General features: G+C 65.0%; 14 protein-coding genes and 1 pseudogene. 13 read left to right on the top strand and 2 right to left on the bottom strand.

The features are described 5' to 3' along the window. Positions 1-301 precede the first annotated feature (301 nt). From BMI91_RS20310 to cobA, 13 genes and pseudogenes are all read left to right on the top strand, one after another. Positions 302-376, top strand: a pseudogene (locus BMI91_RS20310) (cold-shock protein); the annotation flags it as partial. A gap of 305 nt (positions 377-681) precedes the next feature. Beyond that, positions 682-843 (top strand): hypothetical protein, encoded by a 162-nt coding sequence (locus BMI91_RS19975; RefSeq protein ID WP_158522057.1) that lies wholly within the window; start codon positions 682-684, stop codon positions 841-843. Between the two features lie 410 nt (positions 844-1,253). After that, positions 1,254-1,838, top strand: coding sequence for an ANTAR domain-containing response regulator (locus tag BMI91_RS00535; RefSeq protein ID WP_078519164.1), 585 nt, complete (start codon positions 1,254-1,256; stop codon positions 1,836-1,838). Further along, positions 1,835-3,010 carry an ABC transporter substrate-binding protein gene (locus tag BMI91_RS00530; protein WP_078599107.1) on the top strand — a complete coding sequence of 392 codons (1,176 nt, stop codon included), beginning with the start codon at positions 1,835-1,837 and terminating at the stop codon, positions 3,008-3,010. Before BMI91_RS00535 ends, BMI91_RS00530 begins: the two co-directional genes overlap by 4 nt. A 286-nt stretch (positions 3,011-3,296) precedes the next feature. Beyond that, positions 3,297-4,658 carry a CmpA/NrtA family ABC transporter substrate-binding protein gene (locus BMI91_RS00525; RefSeq protein WP_078603615.1) on the top strand — a complete coding sequence of 454 codons (1,362 nt, stop codon included), beginning with the start codon at positions 3,297-3,299 and terminating at the stop codon, positions 4,656-4,658. Positions 4,659-4,750: 92 nt separating this feature from the next. Continuing rightward, positions 4,751-5,836, top strand: coding sequence for an ABC transporter permease (locus BMI91_RS00520; protein ID WP_078599105.1), 1,086 nt, complete (start codon positions 4,751-4,753; stop codon positions 5,834-5,836). A 5-nt stretch (positions 5,837-5,841) separates the two neighbouring features. Next, positions 5,842-7,506 carry an ABC transporter ATP-binding protein gene (locus BMI91_RS00515; protein WP_078604428.1) on the top strand — a complete coding sequence of 555 codons (1,665 nt, stop codon included), beginning with the start codon at positions 5,842-5,844 and terminating at the stop codon, positions 7,504-7,506. Further along, entirely contained in the window at positions 7,506-8,441 is a 936-nt protein-coding gene (locus tag BMI91_RS00510) for a GAF domain-containing protein (RefSeq protein ID WP_078603614.1), read from the top strand. The genes BMI91_RS00515 and BMI91_RS00510 overlap by 1 nt, the downstream gene beginning before the upstream one ends. Before the next feature lie 12 nt (positions 8,442-8,453). Next, positions 8,454-10,892: a nitrite reductase large subunit NirB gene (gene nirB / locus BMI91_RS00505; RefSeq protein ID WP_078603613.1), complete on the top strand. Its 2,439-nt coding sequence runs from the start codon at positions 8,454-8,456 to the stop codon at positions 10,890-10,892. Further along, positions 10,889-11,221 (top strand): nitrite reductase small subunit NirD, encoded by a 333-nt coding sequence (nirD, locus tag BMI91_RS00500; RefSeq protein WP_078603612.1) that lies wholly within the window; start codon positions 10,889-10,891, stop codon positions 11,219-11,221. The genes nirB and nirD overlap by 4 nt, the downstream gene beginning before the upstream one ends. A 13-nt stretch (positions 11,222-11,234) precedes the next feature. After that, positions 11,235-13,871, top strand: coding sequence for a nitrate reductase (locus tag BMI91_RS00495; RefSeq protein ID WP_078603611.1), 2,637 nt, complete (start codon positions 11,235-11,237; stop codon positions 13,869-13,871). Then, positions 13,868-14,839, top strand: a complete 972-nt coding sequence (locus tag BMI91_RS00490; protein WP_078603610.1) for a glycosyl transferase family protein — start codon at positions 13,868-13,870, stop codon at positions 14,837-14,839. Before BMI91_RS00495 ends, BMI91_RS00490 begins: the two co-directional genes overlap by 4 nt. Positions 14,840-14,852: 13 nt before the next feature. Next, positions 14,853-15,812, top strand: coding sequence for a uroporphyrinogen-III C-methyltransferase (gene cobA, locus BMI91_RS00485; protein WP_244176522.1), 960 nt, complete (start codon positions 14,853-14,855; stop codon positions 15,810-15,812). 116 nt (positions 15,813-15,928) lie between these two features. Here cobA and BMI91_RS00480 read toward each other — a convergent pair whose 3' ends face one another. Both BMI91_RS00480 and BMI91_RS00475 read right to left on the bottom strand, forming a co-directional pair. Continuing rightward, entirely contained in the window at positions 15,929-16,648 is a 720-nt protein-coding gene (locus BMI91_RS00480) for a hypothetical protein (RefSeq protein ID WP_146683968.1), read from the bottom strand. Positions 16,649-16,695: 47 nt separating this feature from the next. Next, complete coding sequence (locus tag BMI91_RS00475; RefSeq protein ID WP_078603607.1) at positions 16,696-19,161, bottom strand: heavy metal translocating P-type ATPase; 2,466 nt, start codon at positions 19,159-19,161, stop codon at positions 16,696-16,698. Positions 19,162-19,317 lie beyond the last annotated feature (156 nt).

Raw genomic sequence — 19,317 nt, 5'->3', positions numbered from 1 at the left:
GAACAGGGTCCGAGAATTAAGATATGCGAGTGCAGACATAAGGGATTTGCGCCCAAATTACGAGGAAATTGCGTTTCGGCACCGGAATTTTCGCGCAACGGCTTGATTGTACGAGATATAAATTGCGCGCTCGGAAAGCCCTGGCCGTGCGTGCCGTTCGCTCGCTGCTGATTTCCTTTGCAAAAGGCGCCGCGGTCACTTAGGTATACCGGACTACGCTCGTCTCATCTGTAATTTCTCTTCTCTGCCGGCTCCGGTCTTCCTACTGAAATGACTGAGCTTGGCTGATCTATTCTGCAGACGGGATATCTTCGTCCACATCTCGGCCCTTGCGCGCGCAGGTCTCTCTCTGCGCGAAGACAGACAGGCCGTTACCTGAGACTTCGGAACCGGACGCGACGGTCGTGAGACCGCCTGCAATCTGGCAGCAGCTGATGCGGTTCCGTAGCCGGTCTTCAGACCGGATTTCGCGACCAGAGCGGGACTATGCCCCGCAAACACGACTTCGACGGCGTCTTCCGTGATCTGCCCCCGAAAGCCCCGACGGCTCGGGACCGGACGGACGCCGCATCGCGCCTCATCCTTGGAGGCGACGCCGAGACACGAGCGAACTGACCGAAGCTTTCGGTCATCCAGAGGAATTCCGCGAGTATCCCTCGCGGGTAAAATGGAGGGCCGAACATGGCTATCGAAAAACTGCCCAAGGGTAAGACGCCCCAGACGAATGACATCGCGGACAACAAGGGCCATGCCGCCCTCGCCTGGCCTCATTTCTTCCGCACACTGTCCGAAGAGAAAGCTGCGAACGGGGAAAGCACAGCGTCGCGCAGCGCCCAGAAATAGTCCTTCCCGAAGATCAGGACCGGAATTCCCGGTATGAAGGCTGAGCGATGTGAGGTTCCACGCGAACCGGCCGATGCTCGCCACACGACGTGCCGGGACGTGGAGCGGCAGGGGGAAACTTCTGCCGCTTCGCTTTTTCGAAAGGCGGGTCAGCCGGAGCCCTTTGTGGGAGGTCGCCTAGGAGCGTCCTGATCGCGACGGCCCGACTTCGAAGGCCATCGGGCCGCGCGGGGGCTCACGTTATTGGAGTGACCGGCATTCGCCACGGACCGCACAAAATTCAGGCATGACGCACAAAAGCTGGCCGCCAATCCGTCAGCCGTGATTTGGAGCTTGTCCAATATAGGTCCGCGCTTCGCATGTTTGGCTGCCGGCTCTATGCCGGTCGTACCGGAAAACGAATGTGATCGATGCCCGAAGCCCTATCCATCATTGTGATTGAAACAGACCCGGAGCGCGCGGGGCTCATCGAGGACAGTCTGCGCGAAGCGGGCTCCTTTGAGATCACCGTGATCCCCGAGACGACCGGTCTCGCGCGGCGGATTTCCGAAATCAATCCCGATATTGTGCTCGTCGATATGGCAAGCCCGTCGCGCGACATGCTCGAAGAGCTGACGCTGGCTTCGGGGCCGCTGGAGCGTCCGGTGGCGATGTTCGTCGATCGCTCGGATGACGGGGCGACGAAGGCCGCGATCGATGCGGGCGTCTCCGCCTATGTGGTCGATGGGCTGCGCGCGGATCGCATCAAGCCGATCATGGATGCCGCGATTGCGCGGTTCAACATGGTGCAGCGGATGCGGACCGAGCTGGAGACCACCCGGCGCGCGCTGGAAGAGCGCAAGGTGATCGACCGCGCAAAGGGTCTGTTGATGAAGGCGCGCGGGATCGACGAGGACGCGGCCTATGCGCTGCTGCGCAGGACGGCGATGGATCAGGGCAGGCGGGTCGCGGATGTCGCCCATGCGCTGGTGACGGCCGCGGGTCTTCTGTCATGAGCGGTGTGCCGATTTCGGTCGGATATATCCCGCTCGTCGATGCGGCGCCGCTGATCATCGCGCGCGAGATCGGTTTCGCCGAGGAAGAGGGGCTCGCGCTGACGCTCAATGCCGCGCCGAGCTGGTCGACCTTGCGCGATCAACTGATGCTGGGGCGGCTCGAGGCGGCGCATATGCTGTTCCCGATGCCGATTGCAGCCGCTTTGGGGCTGGGCGGGTTCAACACGCGCATCGATATCCTGCAGATCCTGTCGCATAACGGCAATTCGATCGGCGTGTCGCGTGCGCTGGCCGATCGAATGCGGGCGCAGGGCTACGGGTTCGATTTCGCGGATGCGCGCGCGGCGGGCGAGGCTCTGATCGCAGGCGCGTCGGGACGTTTGCGCATCGGCGTGCCGTTCCCGTTCTCGATGCATGCGGAGTTGCTCTATCACTGGCTGGGTGCGATCGGACTAAGCGCGCCGCAGGATCTCGACGTTCACACCGTCCCGCCGCCTTTGATGGCGGAGGCCTTGGCGGCGGACGAGATCGATGTTTTCTGCGTGGGGGCGCCCTGGGGCTCTATCGCGGTGGAGAACCGGGTCGGTGAAATGCTGCTGCCCGGCACGGCGATCCGCGCCAACGCGCCGGAGAAGGTTTTGGCCGTGCGCCACGACTGGGCCGAAGCCGAGCCGGGGCTGACGCGGCGGTTGATGCGGGCGGTGTGGCAGGCCGGGCGATGGCTTGGACATGAGCGCAACCTTCTGACGGCGGCCGAGCTGCTTGCCCGGCGCGACTATCTCGACTTGCCGCCGGAACTGATAGAACGGACGTTGACCGGCAATCTCGTGATTTCGCCGCGGGGCGAGATGCGCAGCGTGCCGGGCTACATGAGCTTCCAGACCGGCGCGGCGGGCTACCCCTGGGCCTCGCAGGGTGCCCTCGTGGCCGCTAGGCTCGCGACAAGACTGGGGCTGTCGCGCGAGGAGGCGATGGCCTCGGCGCGTGCGATCTGCCGGACCGATCTCTACACCCGCAATCTCGCTGATCTGGGGGCGGATCTGCCCGAGGCGCGCGAGAAGATCGAAGGCGCGCTGACCGCTCCGGGCGCCATCCCGGCCATTCAGGGGCAGGTGATTCTGCCGAGCGATGCGTTCTTCGACGGCTGGATTTTTGATCCTTTCGCGAATTGATGACGGTTTCGTGAGCATTTTCTAAGCATGCTGCAGAAAATCATCCCTTCGCAGGCGCAGCATGAAACCCAATTGTTGACGCTGCGGGTGCAAAGGTCGTTTTCTGGTCCTATCGAAGCAAGGGCGTTTCGATTTCCAACATATTCCGCCTCGCATCGCTGTGAGGCTCCGAACAAAGCCGTTCGACCCTGATCGCCGATCTTCCTCCTCCCTTGGAAGTGGCGCGCTCGGGTCGGGCGGCTTTTTCGTTTTCGACGCACATGACGATGCAACAGGGACCGTAACGATGAAAAAGCTTCTGGCAGCCATTGCCACCACCACCTGCCTTGTCAGCCCCGCGCTGGCGGAAATGCTCGATGTCGAGAAGGACGAGCTGAAATTCGGCTTCATCAAGCTCACCGATATGGCGCCGCTCGCGGTGGCCTATGAGAAGGGCTATTTCGAGGATGAGGGCCTCTTCGTCACGCTCGAGCCGCAGGCGAACTGGAAGGTTCTGCTCGACCGCGTGATCGACGGCGAACTGGACGGGGCGCATATGCTGGCCGGTCAGCCGCTGGCCGCGACCATCGGCTTCGGCACCAAGGCGCATGTCATCACACCCTTCTCGATGGATCTCAACGGCAACGGCATCACCGTGTCGAACGAGGTCTGGGCAGAGATGAAGAAGAACATCCCCGTCGATGACGCGGGCAAGCCCGTGCACCCGATCTCGGCCTCGGCGCTCAAGCCGGTCGTCGAGAGCTACCGCGCCGAGGGCAAGCCCTTCAACATGGGCATGGTGTTCCCGGTCTCGACCCATAATTACGAACTGCGCTACTGGCTGGCCGCGGGCGGTCTGGAGCCGGGCTACTATTCGCCCGATGACGTGTCGGGCCAGATCGGCGCCGATGTGCTCCTGTCCGTGACGCCCCCGCCGCAGATGCCCGCGACCCTCGAGGCCGGTACGATCTACGGCTATTGCGTGGGCGAGCCGTGGAACCAGCAGGCCGTGTTCAAGGGCATCGGCGTTCCGGTGATCACCGACTACGAGATCTGGAAGAACAACCCCGAGAAGGTCTTCGGCATCACCGCGGAATTCGCCGAGGAAAACCCCAACACCACGCTCGCGCTGACCAAGGCGCTGATCCGTGCCGCGATGTGGCTCGATGAGAACGACAACGCCAACCGCCCCGAGGCGGTCGAGATCCTGGCCCGCTCGGAATATGTGGGTGCGGATGCCGAGGTGATCGCGAACTCGATGACCGGCACCTTTGAGTATGAGAAGGGCGACAAGCGCGACGTTCCGGACTTCAACGTCTTCTTCCGCTACTACGCGACCTATCCCTACTACTCGGATGCGGTCTGGTATCTCAGCCAGATGCGCCGCTGGGGCCAGATCCCCGAGAGCCAGAGCGACGACTGGTATGACGAGGTCGCCAAGTCCGTCTACAAGCCGGATATCTACCTTCAGGCCGCCCAGATGCTGGTCGATGAAGGTATCGCGGACAAGGCTGATTTCCCTTGGGATACCGATGGTTACCGTGAGCCCACCTCCGACATCATCGACGGTGTCGAGTATAACGGCCGCACCCCCAACGCCTATATCGACAGCCTGCCGATCGGTCTGAAATCGGGCCAGAAAGTCGTCGGCAATAAGGTCGAAGGGTAACTCCCCTGACTTGCGGGCGGGGCTTACGGTCTCGCCCGCCATTTTCCCTCCCCATGCCTACCACCCCAACGCCTACCCGAGGACGCCAAGCCATGACCGCCATCGATCCTGACGCCCTGACTGCACAGCAGGCCCGCGAGGCCCGCCGTGAACGTCTCTTCACCCGCATCAACAAGGCCGATGGCTGGTTCAAGGTGCTCGGCCTGAGCTGGGTCACCCCGGTTCTGCGCGCCGCGGCCGGTGATAATCCCAAGGCCCAGATGAAAGAGATCTGGCAGCTTCTGGGCGTGCCGGTCGTCGCGATCATCGCCTTCCTCGCCGTCTGGGCGGTGCTCGCGCCGAAGGTGCAAACCTCGCTCGGCGCCATTCCCGGCCCCGCTCAGGTCTGGGAGCAGACCGAAGTCCTCTATGCCGATCACCTGCGCGAGCGCGACAAGGCCGCCGCCTTCTACGAGCGACAGGACGCGCGCAACGCCAAGCTGGTCGCCGACGGCAAGGAAGACCGGGTGAAATGGCGCGACTACACCGGCAAGCCGACCTATCTCGACCAGATCTGGACCTCGATCAAGACGGTGTTCTTCGGCTTCGCGCTCGGCACGATCGTCGCGGTGCCGCTGGGCATCATGGCGGGCCTGTCGAAGACCGCGAATGCCGCGATGAACCCGCTGATCCAGATCTTCAAGCCGGTCTCGCCGCTCGCGTGGCTGCCGATCGTGACGATGATCGTCTCGGCGGTCTACACGACGAGCGACGGCATGTTCTCCAAGTCCTTCCTGATCTCGGCGATCACGGTGACGCTGTGCTCGCTCTGGCCCACGATCATCAACACGGCCCTTGGCGTGGCGTCGATCGACAAGGACCTCGTGAACGTCTCGAAAGTGCTGAAGATGGGCACCTGGACCAAGATCACCAAGCTGGTGCTGCCCTCGGCGCTGCCGCTGATCTTCACCGGTCTGCGCCTGTCGCTCGGCGTGGGCTGGATGGTGCTGATCGCAGCGGAAATGCTCGCGCAGAACCCGGGTCTGGGCAAATTCGTCTGGGACGAATTCCAGAACGGCTCCTCGGACAGCCTCGCGCGGATCATGGTGGCGGTGTTCACCATCGGCATCATCGGCTTCATCCTCGACCGGCTGATGTTCGCGATCCAGTCGATGTTCACCTTCTCGAACAACCGGTGATCCTCATGAGCATCCTCGAATTCAAATCCGTCTCGAAAAGCTTTGGCGAAGGCACCGCGCGCAGCGACGTGCTCAACGGCATCGACCTGAGCGTGAAAGAGGGCGAGTTCCTCGTGCTGCTGGGCTTCTCCGGCACCGGCAAGACCACCCTCATCAACCTGATGGCGGGGCTTGAGCGGCCCTCCAAGGGCGAGGTGCTGTTCAAGGGCGCGCCGGTCACCGGCCCGGGTCCCGAGCGCGGTGTGATCTTTCAGAACTACTCGCTGATGCCGTGGCTGACGGTGGATCAGAACGTGGCCCTCGCGGTCGAAACGATCTTCCCCGGCCTGTCGAAGAAAGAGCGTCAGGCAAAGGTCGACCACTACGTGAAGATGGTGGGCCTCAGCCACGCCGCGAGCCGCCGCCCGGCGGAGCTGTCGGGGGGCATGCGCCAACGGGTCAACGTGGCGCGCGCGCTGGCGATGAACCCCGAAGTGCTGCTGCTCGACGAGCCGCTCTCGGCCCTCGATGCGCTGACGCGCGGCAACCTCGCCGACGAGATCGAGCATATCTGGGAGCAGGACAAGAAGACCTGCGTGCTGATCACCAATGACGTCGACGAGGCGATCGTTCTGGCCGACCGTATCATCGCGCTGAACCCCGATGGCACGCTGGGCGAGGAGTTCAAGGTCACCATCCCGCGTCCGCGCGATCGCGGTGCGATGAACCACGATGAAGGGTTCAAGCGTCTGCGCGCCGCCGTCACGAACTACCTGATGGATGTCGGCATGCAGGCCAAGGCCGAAGGCACGCGCAAGCTGCCCGATGTTACGCCGCTGCACGCGCTGCCCAAAGCTGTGTCCGACGCCGCGCGCTCGGCGCTCGAGGACAAGTATCTGGAGTATTCGCAGTTACATAAGATCTACCCGACCCCGAAGGGGCCGCTGACCGTCGTCGAGGATTTCAACCTCACCCTAAAGAAGGGCGAATTCGTCTCGCTGATCGGCCATTCGGGCTGCGGGAAATCGACCGTGCTGACGATGACCGCGGGGCTCAACGATGTGTCGAAGGGCGGCATCAAGCTCGACGGGTTTGAGGTGAAGGGCGCCGATCCCGAACGCGCCGTGGTCTTTCAGGCGCCCTCTCTGTTCCCGTGGCTGTCGGCGCGCGAAAACGTCGCCGTGGGCGTGGACAAGGTCTATCCCAAGGCATCCCGCGCCGAGCGTCAGGACGTGATCGACTATTACCTCGAGCGCGTGGGTCTGGGCGATGCGATGGACAAGCCCGCCTCGGACATGTCGAACGGCATGCGCCAGCGCGTGGGTATCGCACGCGCCTTCGCGCTTTCGCCGAAACTCCTGCTGCTCGACGAGCCCTTCGGGATGCTCGACAGCCTCACCCGCTGGGAGCTGCAGGAAGTGCTGATGGAGGTGTGGAGCCGCACCAAGGTCACCGCCGTCTGCGTCACCCATGATGTGGACGAGGCGATCCTGCTGGCCGACCGCGTGGTGATGATGACCAACGGTCCGCGCGCCACGATCGGCAAGGTGATGGAAGTCGATCTGCCGCGTCCGCGCACCCGCAAGGCGCTGCTCGAACACCCCGACTACTACCTCTATCGCGAGCAGGTTCTGAATTTCCTCGAAGAATATGAACAGGGCCACACGCCCAAGAAATCGGAGGCCGCGTGATGGACGCTGCAACTGCAACCGCAACCCCCGCACGCGCCTTCATCGGCGTCAGCGAAGTCTGGGTGCCCGAAGGCGACCGTCTGGTCCATGCCGCGGGCGATTACGGCGCGCACACGGCGTTCGAGGAAGCCTCGGTCCGCACCAGTTTCGGTAAGGGCGAGGGCCTGCCGGGCAAAGCCTGGGCCGAAGGGCGCCCGGTCGTCCTGAAGGGCTTCGATGGCTCCTATTTCCAGCGCACCGAGGCCGCGAAAGAGGCGGGGCTGACCTCGGCCGTGGCGCTGCCGGTTTTCGATGGCGAGACGCTCAAGGCCGTTCTGGTCGTGCTGTGTGGCGATGACGAGACCACCACCGGTGCGATCGAGGTCTGGGCCGAGCGCGACGGGCTCCTGATGCTCGACGACGGCTATTATGGCGCGGCCAAGCATTTCGAATGGGTCTCGAAGCATACGCATTTCCCGAAAGGGCAGGGCCTGCCGGGCGGTGTCTGGGCCGCGCAGACCCCGATGCTGATGCGCGATCTGGGCTCGGGCTATCGTTTCATCCGCTCGGAAAGCGCGGGCGCGGCCGGGCTGACCACGGGCCTCGGCCTGCCGATCCCGGTGCCGGGCGATCAGAACTATGTGGCGACGCTTCTGTCGGCCCGCGGCACACCGATCGCACGCCGCTTCGAAATTTGGGATGCCCGCGAGGCCCGCGTGGGGCGCGATGGCGGCGCGGTTCTGGTGGATGGCCTGTGCGAGCGCGAAGGCGCGCTTTGGAACGAGGAGAACCCCAAGCGGGCGCAGGACTGGCAGGGCCCGATCGGCAAGGTGCTGGGCACAGGCCTGCCGCTGGTGATCGGCGGGGCGCAGATCGCGGCCGGCTACAGCTCGATGGTCGCGCTGCCGATCCATCGCGATGGCGAGATCGCGCATATCGTTGCCTGGTATCTTTGAGGAGTGACCAAGATGCAGAAACTGGTCGTTATCGGTGCTGGCATGGCTTCGGGTCGGATGCTCGAGCATCTGTTCGAAGCCGCGCCCGGCGCATGGGATGTCACCCTTTTCAACGCGGAGCCGCGGGGCAATTACAACCGCATCATGCTCAGCCCGGTGCTGTCGGGCGAGAAGAGCTACGCGGAAATCGTCACCCATGACGAGGCTTGGTATGACACCCATGGCGTGACCTGCCGCTTCGGCGAGAAGGTCGTGGGGATCGACCGCGACCGCAAGGTCGTCATCGGCGAGCAGGGTGAGGTCGCTTACGACAAGCTGGTCATCGCCACCGGCTCGAACCCGTTCATCATCCCGCTGCCGGGCCATGATCTGGACGGCGTGATCGCCTATCGTGATCTGGATGACACCAACCGGATGATCGAGGCGGCGCGCCCCGGCGCGCGCGCCGTGGTGATCGGCGGCGGTTTGCTTGGGCTCGAGGCCGCGGCGGGTCTGCGCCTGCGCGGCATGGACGTGACCGTGGTCCATATCATGGGCCACCTGATGGAGCGTCAGCTCGACGAGGCGGCGGGCTACCTCCTGCGCCGTGCGCTGACCGATCGCGGGATCGAAGTCTGCTGTTCGGCGAATTCCAAGGAGATTTTGGGTGAAGATGGCAAGCTGCGGGCGCTGAAGCTGGATGACGGCACCGAGCTGCCCTGCGACCTGCTGGTCATGGCCGTGGGCATCCGTCCCTCGGTCGCGCTCGCGAAAGAGGCAGGCCTCGAAACCGGGCGCGGTATCCAGGTCGATGCGCAGATGCACACGTCCGACCCGGATATCCTGTCGCTTGGCGAATGCGTGGAGTTCGACGGCCAGATCTTCGGTCTTGTCGCGCCCCTCTACGATCAGGCGAAGGTCGCGGCGCAGACCCTGACCGGGGAGGCCAGCGAATACATCCCCCGCGAGGTCTCGACCAAGCTGAAGGTCACCGGCTGCGACCTGTTCTCGGCGGGCGATTTCGCCGAAGGGGAAGGCCGCGAGGATATCGTCTTCCGCGATCCTGCGCGCGGCGTCTACAAGCGTCTCGTGCTGGAGGGCGACCGCGTCATTGGCGCGGTGATGTATGGCGATGTGGCCGACGGCAACTGGTTCTACGGGCTGATCAAGGATGGCACCGACATCTCGGAGATGCGCGAGACGCTAATCTTCGGCCCGGCTTTCCAAGGGGGCGCCTCGGTGGACCCTATGGCGGCCGTTGCAGCCTTACCGGCTGACGCAGAAATCTGCGGCTGCAACGGCGTATGCAAGGGTCAGATCGTGGCCGCGATCGAGGCGGGCGCGACTTCGCTCGAAGCGATCAAGGCCACCACCAAAGCCAGCGCGTCGTGCGGCACCTGTTCGGGGCTGGTCGAGCAAGTTCTGGCGGTCACGTTGGGCGATGATTTCGTCCTGCCCACGGCGAAACCGATCTGCGCCTGCACCGATCACCCGCATGAGGATGTGCGCCGCCTGATCAAGGCGAAAGAGCTGAAATCGCAACCGGCGGTGATGCAGGAGCTGGGCTGGAAGACGTCCAATGGCTGTCATGTCTGCCGCCCGGCGCTGAACTACTACCTGCTGGCCGATTGGCCGCTGGAATATACCGACGATCCGCAAAGCCGCTTCGTGAACGAGCGCAACCACGCCAATATCCAGAAGGACGGCACCTATAGCGTGATGCCGCGCATGTGGGGCGGGATGACCACCCCTGAGGAGCTTCTGGCGATTGCCGAGGCTGCGAAGAAATACGACGCGACGGTGAAGGTCACGGGCGGTCAGCGCATAGACCTTCTGGGCATCAAGAAAGAGGATCTGCCGCATATCTGGGCGGATCTGAATGCGGCCGGGATGGTCTCGGGCCATGCCTACACGAAGGGTCTGCGCACGGTGAAGACCTGTGTCGGCACCGATTGGTGTCGCTTTGGCACGCAGGACTCGACCGGGCTCGGGATCAAGCTGGAGAAGCGGCTCTGGGGCTCGTGGACGCCGCATAAGTTCAAGATGGCGGTGACGGGTTGCCCGCGCAATTGCGCTGAGGCCACCTGCAAGGATCTGGGCGTCGTCTGCGTCGACTCGGGCTTCGAGATCAGTGTCGGCGGCGCGGCCGGGATGGAGCTGAAAGAGACCGAGCCGCTGGCCAAGGTCGCGACTGAACAGGAGGTGATCGATATCTCGGTGGCCTTCCTGCAGCTCTATCGAGAGAGCGCGAATTACCTCGACCGGCCCTATAAATGGATCGCCAAGACCGGCGGGTTGGAGTGGATCATCGCGCAGGTTGTGGACGATCTCGACAATCGCGCGGCGCTGATCGAGCGCTTCGATATCTCGCAATCCGTCTACCAGAAAGACCCCTGGGCCGAACGCGCGACCCCTCAATATGAGCGCGCCTGGAGCCCGCTCGCCGATCTCACGAAGGAGGCTGCGGAATGAGCTGGATCGATATCGGAGCCCTCGAAGACATTCCGGTGCAGGGCGCGCGGGTCATCAAGACCAAAATGGGCTGCGTCGCGGTGTTCCGCACCGCCGATGATGCCGTCTTCGCCCTCTCGGATCGTTGCCCGCACAAGGGCGGCCCGCTCTCGGAGGGGATCGTGCATGGCCACAAGGTGACCTGCCCGCTGCATAACTGGGTGTTCAGCCTCGAGACGGGTGAAGCGCAGGGCGCGGACGAGGGGCAGGTGCCGACCTATGATCTGCGCGTCGAAGCGGGGCGTTTGCTGATCGACGCAAGCAAGCTTGCCGCGCAAAGCGCCGCCTGACCGGAGTGGAACGATGACGCGCGCTGCTCCGACAATTTGCACCACTTGCCCCTATTGCGGCGTCGGCTGTGGCGTTCTCGCTTCGCCCGACGGCGCGGGCGGGATGGAGATCCGGGGCGACAAGGCCCATCCCGCCAATGCCGGCAAGCTGTGCTCGAAAGGCTCGGCTCTGGGCGAGACGGTCGATCTGGAGGGGCGGCTGCTGGCTCCGGTCGTGAAAGGGCAGGAGACGGAGTGGGACGCGGCGCTCGATCTGGTGGCAGAGAAGTTCCGCACGAGCATCGCCGAACACGGTCCGGACAGCGTGGCTTTCTACGTCTCGGGTCAGCTTCTGACCGAGGATTACTATGTCGCCAACAAGCTGATGAAGGGCTTCATCGGTTCGGGCAATATCGACACGAATTCGCGGCTCTGCATGGCCTCGTCGGTGGCGGGGCACAAGCGCGCCTTCGGCACCGACACCGTGCCCGGCCAATATGAAGATTTCGACGAGGCCGACGTCATCGTGCTCGTGGGCTCGAACCTCGCTTGGTGCCATCCGGTGCTGTATCAACGTATCGCGGCTGCAAAGAAGGCGCGGCCCGAAATGCGCGTCGTGGTCGTCGATCCGCGCCGCACCGCAACCTGCGATATCGCCGATCTGCATCTGGCCGTGGCGCCGGGGGCGGATGCGGCACTGTTCAACGCGCTGCTGGCCGAGATCGCCGCGCGGGGCGCGGTCGATCGGGCTTATGTCGCGGCCCATGTCAGCGGGTTTGAGGATGCGCTCGTGGCGGCGCAGGCGTCTGATCCGTCCGCGACCGGTCTCAGCGCCGCCGATCTGGCCGAGTTCACGCGGCTCTGGATCGGCTCCGAGCGCGTCGTCACGATCTATTCCCAGGGCGTGAACCAATCCAGCTCCGGCACCGACAAGGTCAACGCGATCATCAACTGCCACCTCGCCATGGGCCGCATCGGCAAGCCCGGCGCGGGGCCGTTCTCGGTCACGGGTCAGCCCAATGCGATGGGCGGGCGCGAGGTGGGCGGTCTGGCGAATATGCTTGCCTGTCACCTCGATATCGAAAACGCAGATCATCGCGACGCGGTGCAGGGCTTCTGGGTAAGCCCGGCGATGGCGCCGGGTCCGGGCCTGAAAGCGGTCGACATGTTCCGCGCGGTCGAGGAGGGCCGGATCAAGGCGCTCTGGATTATCTGCACCAACCCCGCCGTCTCGATGCCCGAGGCCGACCGCGTGCGCGACGCCATCGCGGGCTGCGATTTCGTGGTGGTCTCGGATATCACCGCCGACACCGATACCGCGAAGCTGGCCGATGTGATCCTGCCCGCCACCGGCTGGGGTGAGAAAGACGGCACCGTCACCAATTCCGAGCGCTGCATCTCGCGTCAGCGTCCTGTGCTGCCCGCGCCGGGTCAGGCGCGCCACGATTGGAAGATCATCTGCGATATTGCTGCGAAAATGGGATGGGCAGAGGAGTTCGCCTATGACGGCCCGGCGGCGATCTTTCGCGAGTATGCGGCGCTGTCGGAGGTTGCGGGACGGCTGGGACGGGATTTCGACATCTCCGATTACAAGACGATCTCGGACGCCGAGTATGAGGCGCTCGCGCCATTCAGATGGCCGCAAGGGCCTATGAAAAAAGGCGGCCGGTTCTTCGCCGATGGCGGGTTCTTCACGCCCGACCGCAAGGGGCGGATGCTGCCGATCACGCCCCGCGCGCCGAAAACCGCGCTGAGCCCGCAGACGCCTTTCCGTTTCAACACGGGCCGCGTGCGCGATCACTGGCACACGATGACGCGTACCGCGAAATCGCCGCGCCTGAGCCTGCACATGGCCGAGCCCTATCTGGAAATTCACCCTGCGGATGCCCTGAGGCTGGGGCTGCGCGCGGCGGGGTTGGCCGAGGTGTCGAATGCCAATGGTCGCGCCGTCCTGAGGGTTCTAGAAAGCTCGCGGATGCAGCCCGGCTCGGTCTTCGCGCCGATGCATTGGACGGGTCAAGCCGCCTCGGATGGCCGGATCGACGCGCTGGTCGCTGCGCATGTCGATCCCGTCTCGGGCCAACCGGAAAGCAAGGGCTGCGCGGTCCAGATCGCCCCCTATCAAGCCGCATGGTTCGGCTTTGCGGTGAGCGTGAATGACATCACGCCGCGCGCCGGTTACTGGGCGAAGGCGCGCAGCAAGAGCGGCTGGCGGATCGAGCTGGCCGGGCGTGAGGCGCCTGCGGATTGGGAGGCTTTCGCGCGCGACCTCTTCGCTCTACCCGAGGCCGAGGCGGTCACGATGATCGACGCGGGCAGGGGGCTCGCGCGGATCGCACTGATGGTCGAAGGCCGCGTCTCGGCGGTTCTCTTTGCGGCCCCCGAGCCGGTCGCGGTGTCACGCGGCCATGTCGCGGCGCTGCTGGGCGCGAGCGATCAACCGAGCCTTCTGGCCGGGCGCGCCGGTGCCGATCAGCCCGATCCGGGCGCGATCGTCTGCGCCTGTTTCGATGTCGGTGTGAACACGATCCTCGCCGCGATTGCCGATCAGGGGCTGGCCTCGGTCGAGGCGATCGGCACGGCCCTGCAAGCGGGCACGAATTGCGGCTCCTGCCGACCGGAACTCGCGGCGCTGCTGGCGAGCGCCCAACCCCGCGAGGCCGCCGAATGAGTCTCGCCCCCTATATCCACGCGATGGGCCGCGGTCCGGGCCGGGCACGGTCGCTGACGCGCGACGAGGCCCGCGACGCGATGGGCCAGATCTTGCGCGGCGAGGCGGCCCCCGAAGCCGTCGGCGCGCTTTTGATGCTGATGCGCTATCGCGGTGAAAGCGCCGCCGAGATCGCCGGTTTCGCCGAAGCGATCCGTGAGACCCTGCCGGATTGGACCGGCCCCGCGCCCGCGCTCGACTGGCCGAGCTATGCGGCGGGGCGTTCGCGGGGCTTGCCGTGGTTTCTGCTGTCCGCGCGGCTGGTCGCGATGGCGGGGGAGCCGGTTCTGCTCCACGGCTGGAACTCTCATCAATCGCCCGTGGCCTCGGTGCGCGATGCGCTCGCAGGTGCCGGGATCGCAGTGGCGCAGGACATGCAGGACGCCGCCGCGCTACTGGAACGCGACAAGATCGCCTATCTGCCGCTCGAGAATTTCGCTCCGCGCGCGCTCGATCTGCTGCGTCTGCGCGAAGTTCTGGGGCTGCGCTCGGCGATCAATACCGTGCTGCGCGTTCTCAATCCGGGCGGCGCGGGGGGCTCGGTGCAAGGCGTGTTCCATCCGCCTTACCGCGAGCTGCAATCCGATGCCTGCGCGCTGCTTGGGCTGGAGGCGATGACGGTAATCAAGGGTGGTGGCGGCGAGTTCGAGCGCCATCCGGGTAAGGACATCGCACTCTTTGGGCTGCGGTCGGGGCAAGCCTGGACGGCGCAAGCGCCCGAGCGCCTCGACGTGACCCGCCGCCTCGCCGATGCGGCCCCCGATCCCGCCGATCTGGGCCGCCTCTGGTCGGGCGAGATCGACGATCCCTTTGCGACCGAAATCGTTCTCGGCACGGCAGAGCTGGCGCTCGACACCGCCGGAATCGCACAGCCCGGCGCGCGCGCCGCCGATCTCTGGGTACGCCGACACAGAGCGCGCGCCGCTTGAAAGGAAGATGATCATGAAGCTCTCCGCTGCATCCCCCTTTTCTCCGAGCGACGCCGCGCTTCGCGCCCGCAAGCCGGGGATTCTGGCCTTCGTGAGCGAGGTTTTCCACGACTGGCGACTGGCTCTGGCAGGCGTCTCGCCCAAGGCGGCGGCCCCGACCCGTCCCGCCCCCGGTCGCGCGAAACCGGGCGCGATCGCACTCGTCGGCGCGGGCCCCGGTGCGCGGGATCTGCTGACGCTTCGGGCGGCTCAGCGTTTGATCCAAGCCGATATCGTCTTCTACGATCGCCTCGTCGATCCGGAGGTTCTAGAGCTGGCGCGCAGGGATGCCGAGCTCGTCTATGTCGGAAAGGCCGTCGGCGCTTGCGCCTGGCCGCAGGAACGGATCGACGCGGTAATCGTGGTGGCGGCGCTGCAGGGAAAACGGGTCGTGCGGCTGAAAAGCGGCGATCCGTGCATGTTTGGACGCGCTACCGAAGAACTCGCCGCCGCGCGCGCGAACGGTATCCCGGTCGAGATCGTGCCCGGGGTCACCGCGGCTTCCGCGGCAGGGGCGGCCCTCGGCAGGTCGCTGACGGAACGCGGCGCCACCGACCGCGTGGTCTTCGCTACCGGCATGTGTCGCGCGGGCGACGACACGCCCGATTGGGGGGCATCCACACGCCCGGGCACGACGCTCGCGCTTTATATGGGCGTGCGGCAGGCGCCCGTGATCGAGGCGAACCTTATCGCGGCGGGTGTCCCGGCTGTCTCCGAGGTCGAGATCGTCTCGGACATTTCGACCGACCGTCAGAGGATCGCGACCTGCCAGCTTGGCGCGCTCGCCGCGACGATCCGGGCGGAAGCGATCGGCAACCCGGCGATCATCCTGATCCGTCACGACAAGCGTGTCGCGCGCCTTGGCGGCACGGCGGAGCTGCAATCTCGGGACGTGGGGAAAGCCGGAAAAGCGACGCTGCTCGCCGATTTCTGACGCCGAAGCTGTCACAACCCAAAGCGCAAACGGAAGGTCGGAGCCGCCGAGTTTCACCGGCGAGCCCCTGCATTTCGCCCCTTCGCGAATGAAGTTCTTCGAGGCACATCGGGACCTCAATGCCCCATCATCATCTCGCCCTTCGCCATCGCCAGATGGTGCGGCTGATGGTGCGCGCCCACGGTCAGGATGCCGATGAAACCGAGCGCGCGGATCTTCTGCGCATCTGCCCCGGTCACGGTGAGGACGCTGCCGCCGGAGATTTCCTCGGCGCTCATCTTCCAGCCCTCGACCCCGTTCATCGTCGCGACATGGGCGGGCACCATCGCACGAATGGACGCGGTAACCTCAGGGTCGTCGGAAGTCGCCTCGAAGCGCGCGCCACCTTCGATGTCGTCCTCTTTGACCTTGGCGCGCAGGGTGACATTGTTCATGTCGATCAGATGCTGGCGCAGACCCTCGATATTGACGCGGTTCCAATCCGTATCGGGATCGGCGAGCAGATGCGCCACGATCTCCTGAATGGCCGCGAAGGCGCTTTGGCCCGGCTCGGTGATCGCGCCCGTGTCCTCGGATTGCATTCCGGGCATCTGCGCGGTCGAGGTCATTGGCATCTGCCCGTCGGCATGGGCGTCGTCGGACATCATGTGGTCGTCATGTGCGGGCATGTCCTCGTTGTCGCCCATATGCTCATGGTCGCCCATGTCCGCGTCGTCCATCATCATGTGATCGCCCGACATCATGTCATGCGCGCTCCCATCCGCGCTGCCATCTCCGTGCGCGTAGCTGACGGTGGGCAACGCCAAGAGGGCGAGAATGCTAAGAAAACGTGTCATGAGTCCTCCGGAGTTTTGCGTAACTCTGTCATCTTTGCGCGCCGATGTCACAGCTTCAGCCTCCGCAAGCGCAAGGCGTTCCCGATCACCGACACCGACGAGAAGCTCATCGCGAGCGCCGCGATCACTGGCGAGAGCAGCACGCCGAAGACGGGGTAGAGCACACCCGCTGCGATCGGCACGCCCGCGGTGTTATAGGCGAAAGCGAAGAACAGGTTCTGGCGAATGTTGCGCATCACGCCCTCGGCGAGGCGACGCGCGCGGACGATGCCGGTCAGGTCGCCCTTGACCAGCGTGAGCCCGGCGCTTTCGACTGCGACATCCGCACCGGTGCCCATGGCGATGCCGACATCGGCAGCGGCGAGCGCAGGCGCGTCGTTCACCCCATCGCCCGCCATCGCGATGGAGGCGCCGTCCTTGCGCAGTTCCTCGACCAGCGCGGCCTTGTCCTCGGGCGAGACCTCGGCATGAACCTCGTCGATGCCCAGCTCGCGCGCGACGGCCCGCGCGGTGCCCTCGCTGTCGCCGGTGGCCATGACGATCCGCAGGCCTTCCTCGTGGAGCGCGCGAATGGCGTCCGCCGTGGTCTCCTTGATCCGGTCGGCCACCGCGATCACCCCGATCACCTTGCCGTCGCGGGCTAGGTACATCGCGGTTTTGCCGTCCGATTGCAGACGCTCGACCGTCTCGGACTGAGTGGAGGTATCCGCGCCGATCTGCTCCATCAGGGCGGCGTTGCCGAGCGCGATCTGCGCACCGTCGACGCGCCCCGTGACGCCCTTGCCGGTCACGGCCTCGAAGTCTTTGGCCTCGAGTTTGGGCGCATCTTCCGCCCCTTGCACGATGGCCTCGGCCAGCGGGTGTTCCGATCCGCGCTCCAATGCGGCGGCGAGGGATTTGACCTCGTCCTCGGAGGCCCCGTCCGCGATCACATCGGTCAGCGCGGGCTTGCCCTCGGTCAGGGTGCCGGTCTTGTCGACGATCAGCGTGTCGACCTTGGCGAAGCGTTCCAGCGCCTCGGCGTCGCGGATCAGCACGCCTGCGCTGGCACCGCGCCCGGTGCCGACCATCACCGACATCGGCGTGGCGAGACCCAGCGCGCAGGGGCAGGCGATGATCAGGACGGAGACGGCGGCCACGGTCGCATAGCCCAGTGCGGGCGAGGGGCCAAAGGCGAGCCATGCGATGAAGGCGAGGATCGAACAGGCCACCACGGCGGGCACGAAGTAAAGCGCGACGCGATCGGCCAGCCCTTGGATCGGCGCGCGCGAGCGTTGCGCCTTGCCGACCATCTCGACGATGCGCGAAAGCGTGGTTTCCGAACCCACGGCCTGCGCTTCCATCACGAAGCTGCCCTGCTTGTTCAGCGTGCCGCCGGTGACCGCGTCGCCCCGGGTTTTCTCCACCGGGACCGGCTCGCCGGTGATCATGCTCTCGTCGATGGCAGAGGAACCTTCCGTGACCACGCCGTCCACCGGCACGGTCTCGCCCGGGCGCACGCGCAGCTTATCGCACGTCTGCACCTGATCGAGCGGCACGTCTTCCTCGCCGTTTTCGCCCACGCGGCGCGCGGTTTTCGGCGCGAGGTCCATCAGCGCGCGGATCGCATCGCCGGTCTTCTCGCGTGCCGTAAGCTCCATGATCTGCCCGACCAGCACCAGCACGAGGATCACCGCCGAGGCCTCGAAATAGACCGGCGGCAGGCCGTGCTCATTGAGCATTTCGGCGGGAAAGATACCCGGCACCAGAAGCCCCGCGAGCGAGAACAGATAGGCCGCGAGCGTGCCCAGTGCGATCAGCGTCCACATGTTGGGCGAAACATTCACCACCGATTTCCAGCCGCGCACGAAGAAGGGCCGTGCGAACCACAGCACCGGCGTCGCCAGCGCGAATTGCAGCCAGAGGAAGGCTTTCGGCCCGATCCACTCGGCGAAGGGCAGCCCGATATGCGCGCCCATTTCCAGCACGAAGACCGCAGCCGCCAGTGGCCCCATGATCCAGAGCCTGCGCCGGAAATCCACGAGTTCGGGGTTCGGGCCGCTATCGGCACTGGGGCTCATTGGCTCCAGCGCCATGCCGCATTTCGGGCAGTCGCCGGGCTTGTCCTCGACGATCTCGGGATGCATCGGGCAGGTATATTGCGTGCCCTCGGGCATCGCCTTGGCGGAAGGACGTGCGCCCAGATAATCCTCGGGCCGGGCCTCGAACTTGTGCTGACAGCCTTCGGAGCAGAAATAGAACCGCTCGCCGTCGAGCTTGGCCATATATTTCGCGGTCGCGCGTTCGACCGACATCCCGCAGACCGGATCGGTGGCCTTGATGTAGTCATTCGGCTTGGCCACGAACTTGTCGTGACAGCCTTGCGAACAGAAGTGGTAGAGATGGCCGTCATGCTCGGCACTGGGCTTGTCGGCATTCGGGTCGACCGTCATTCCGCAGACTGGGTCACGCGTGATCGCGTCCGTCGTTTCCTGCGTGTCGTGGGTCTCGTGGTGGGCGTGCTGCGATGTCATCCGTTCATCCTTTCGGCAACTTCGCCCGATCAGATAGGGCTTCCAGCTGCTGGAGGGTCAAGAGTATAACCGATCTTTTTCCCAAACCCGGTCCCGCGTCCCTATGTTCCGGCGGCCCTCACGTGAGCGTGACTTTTGCTTCCAGTCACTGGAAGG

Origin of the sequence: Thioclava sediminum (genome assembly GCF_002020355.1) — a bacterium.
Classification (GTDB): Bacteria; Pseudomonadota; Alphaproteobacteria; order Rhodobacterales; family Rhodobacteraceae; genus Thioclava; species Thioclava sediminum.
Note: the sequence above shows the minus strand (reverse complement) of the source record. Positions and strands in the feature narration are given on the sequence as shown.

Coding starts and splice junctions, on each gene's coding strand:
- BMI91_RS19975 (WP_158522057.1), top strand. CDS start 682: ATGGCTATCGAAAAACTGCCCAAGGGTAAGACGCCCCAGACGAATGAC.
- BMI91_RS00535 (WP_078519164.1), top strand. CDS start 1,254: ATGCCCGAAGCCCTATCCATCATTGTGATTGAAACAGACCCGGAGCGC.
- BMI91_RS00530 (WP_078599107.1), top strand. CDS start 1,835: ATGAGCGGTGTGCCGATTTCGGTCGGATATATCCCGCTCGTCGATGCG.
- BMI91_RS00525 (WP_078603615.1), top strand. CDS start 3,297: ATGAAAAAGCTTCTGGCAGCCATTGCCACCACCACCTGCCTTGTCAGC.
- BMI91_RS00520 (WP_078599105.1), top strand. CDS start 4,751: ATGACCGCCATCGATCCTGACGCCCTGACTGCACAGCAGGCCCGCGAG.
- BMI91_RS00515 (WP_078604428.1), top strand. CDS start 5,842: ATGAGCATCCTCGAATTCAAATCCGTCTCGAAAAGCTTTGGCGAAGGC.
- BMI91_RS00510 (WP_078603614.1), top strand. CDS start 7,506: ATGGACGCTGCAACTGCAACCGCAACCCCCGCACGCGCCTTCATCGGC.
- nirB (WP_078603613.1), top strand. CDS start 8,454: ATGCAGAAACTGGTCGTTATCGGTGCTGGCATGGCTTCGGGTCGGATG.
- nirD (WP_078603612.1), top strand. CDS start 10,889: ATGAGCTGGATCGATATCGGAGCCCTCGAAGACATTCCGGTGCAGGGC.
- BMI91_RS00495 (WP_078603611.1), top strand. CDS start 11,235: ATGACGCGCGCTGCTCCGACAATTTGCACCACTTGCCCCTATTGCGGC.
- BMI91_RS00490 (WP_078603610.1), top strand. CDS start 13,868: ATGAGTCTCGCCCCCTATATCCACGCGATGGGCCGCGGTCCGGGCCGG.
- cobA (WP_244176522.1), top strand. CDS start 14,853: ATGAAGCTCTCCGCTGCATCCCCCTTTTCTCCGAGCGACGCCGCGCTT.
- BMI91_RS00480 (WP_146683968.1), bottom strand. CDS start 16,648: ATGACACGTTTTCTTAGCATTCTCGCCCTCTTGGCGTTGCCCACCGTC.
- BMI91_RS00475 (WP_078603607.1), bottom strand. CDS start 19,161: ATGACATCGCAGCACGCCCACCACGAGACCCACGACACGCAGGAAACG.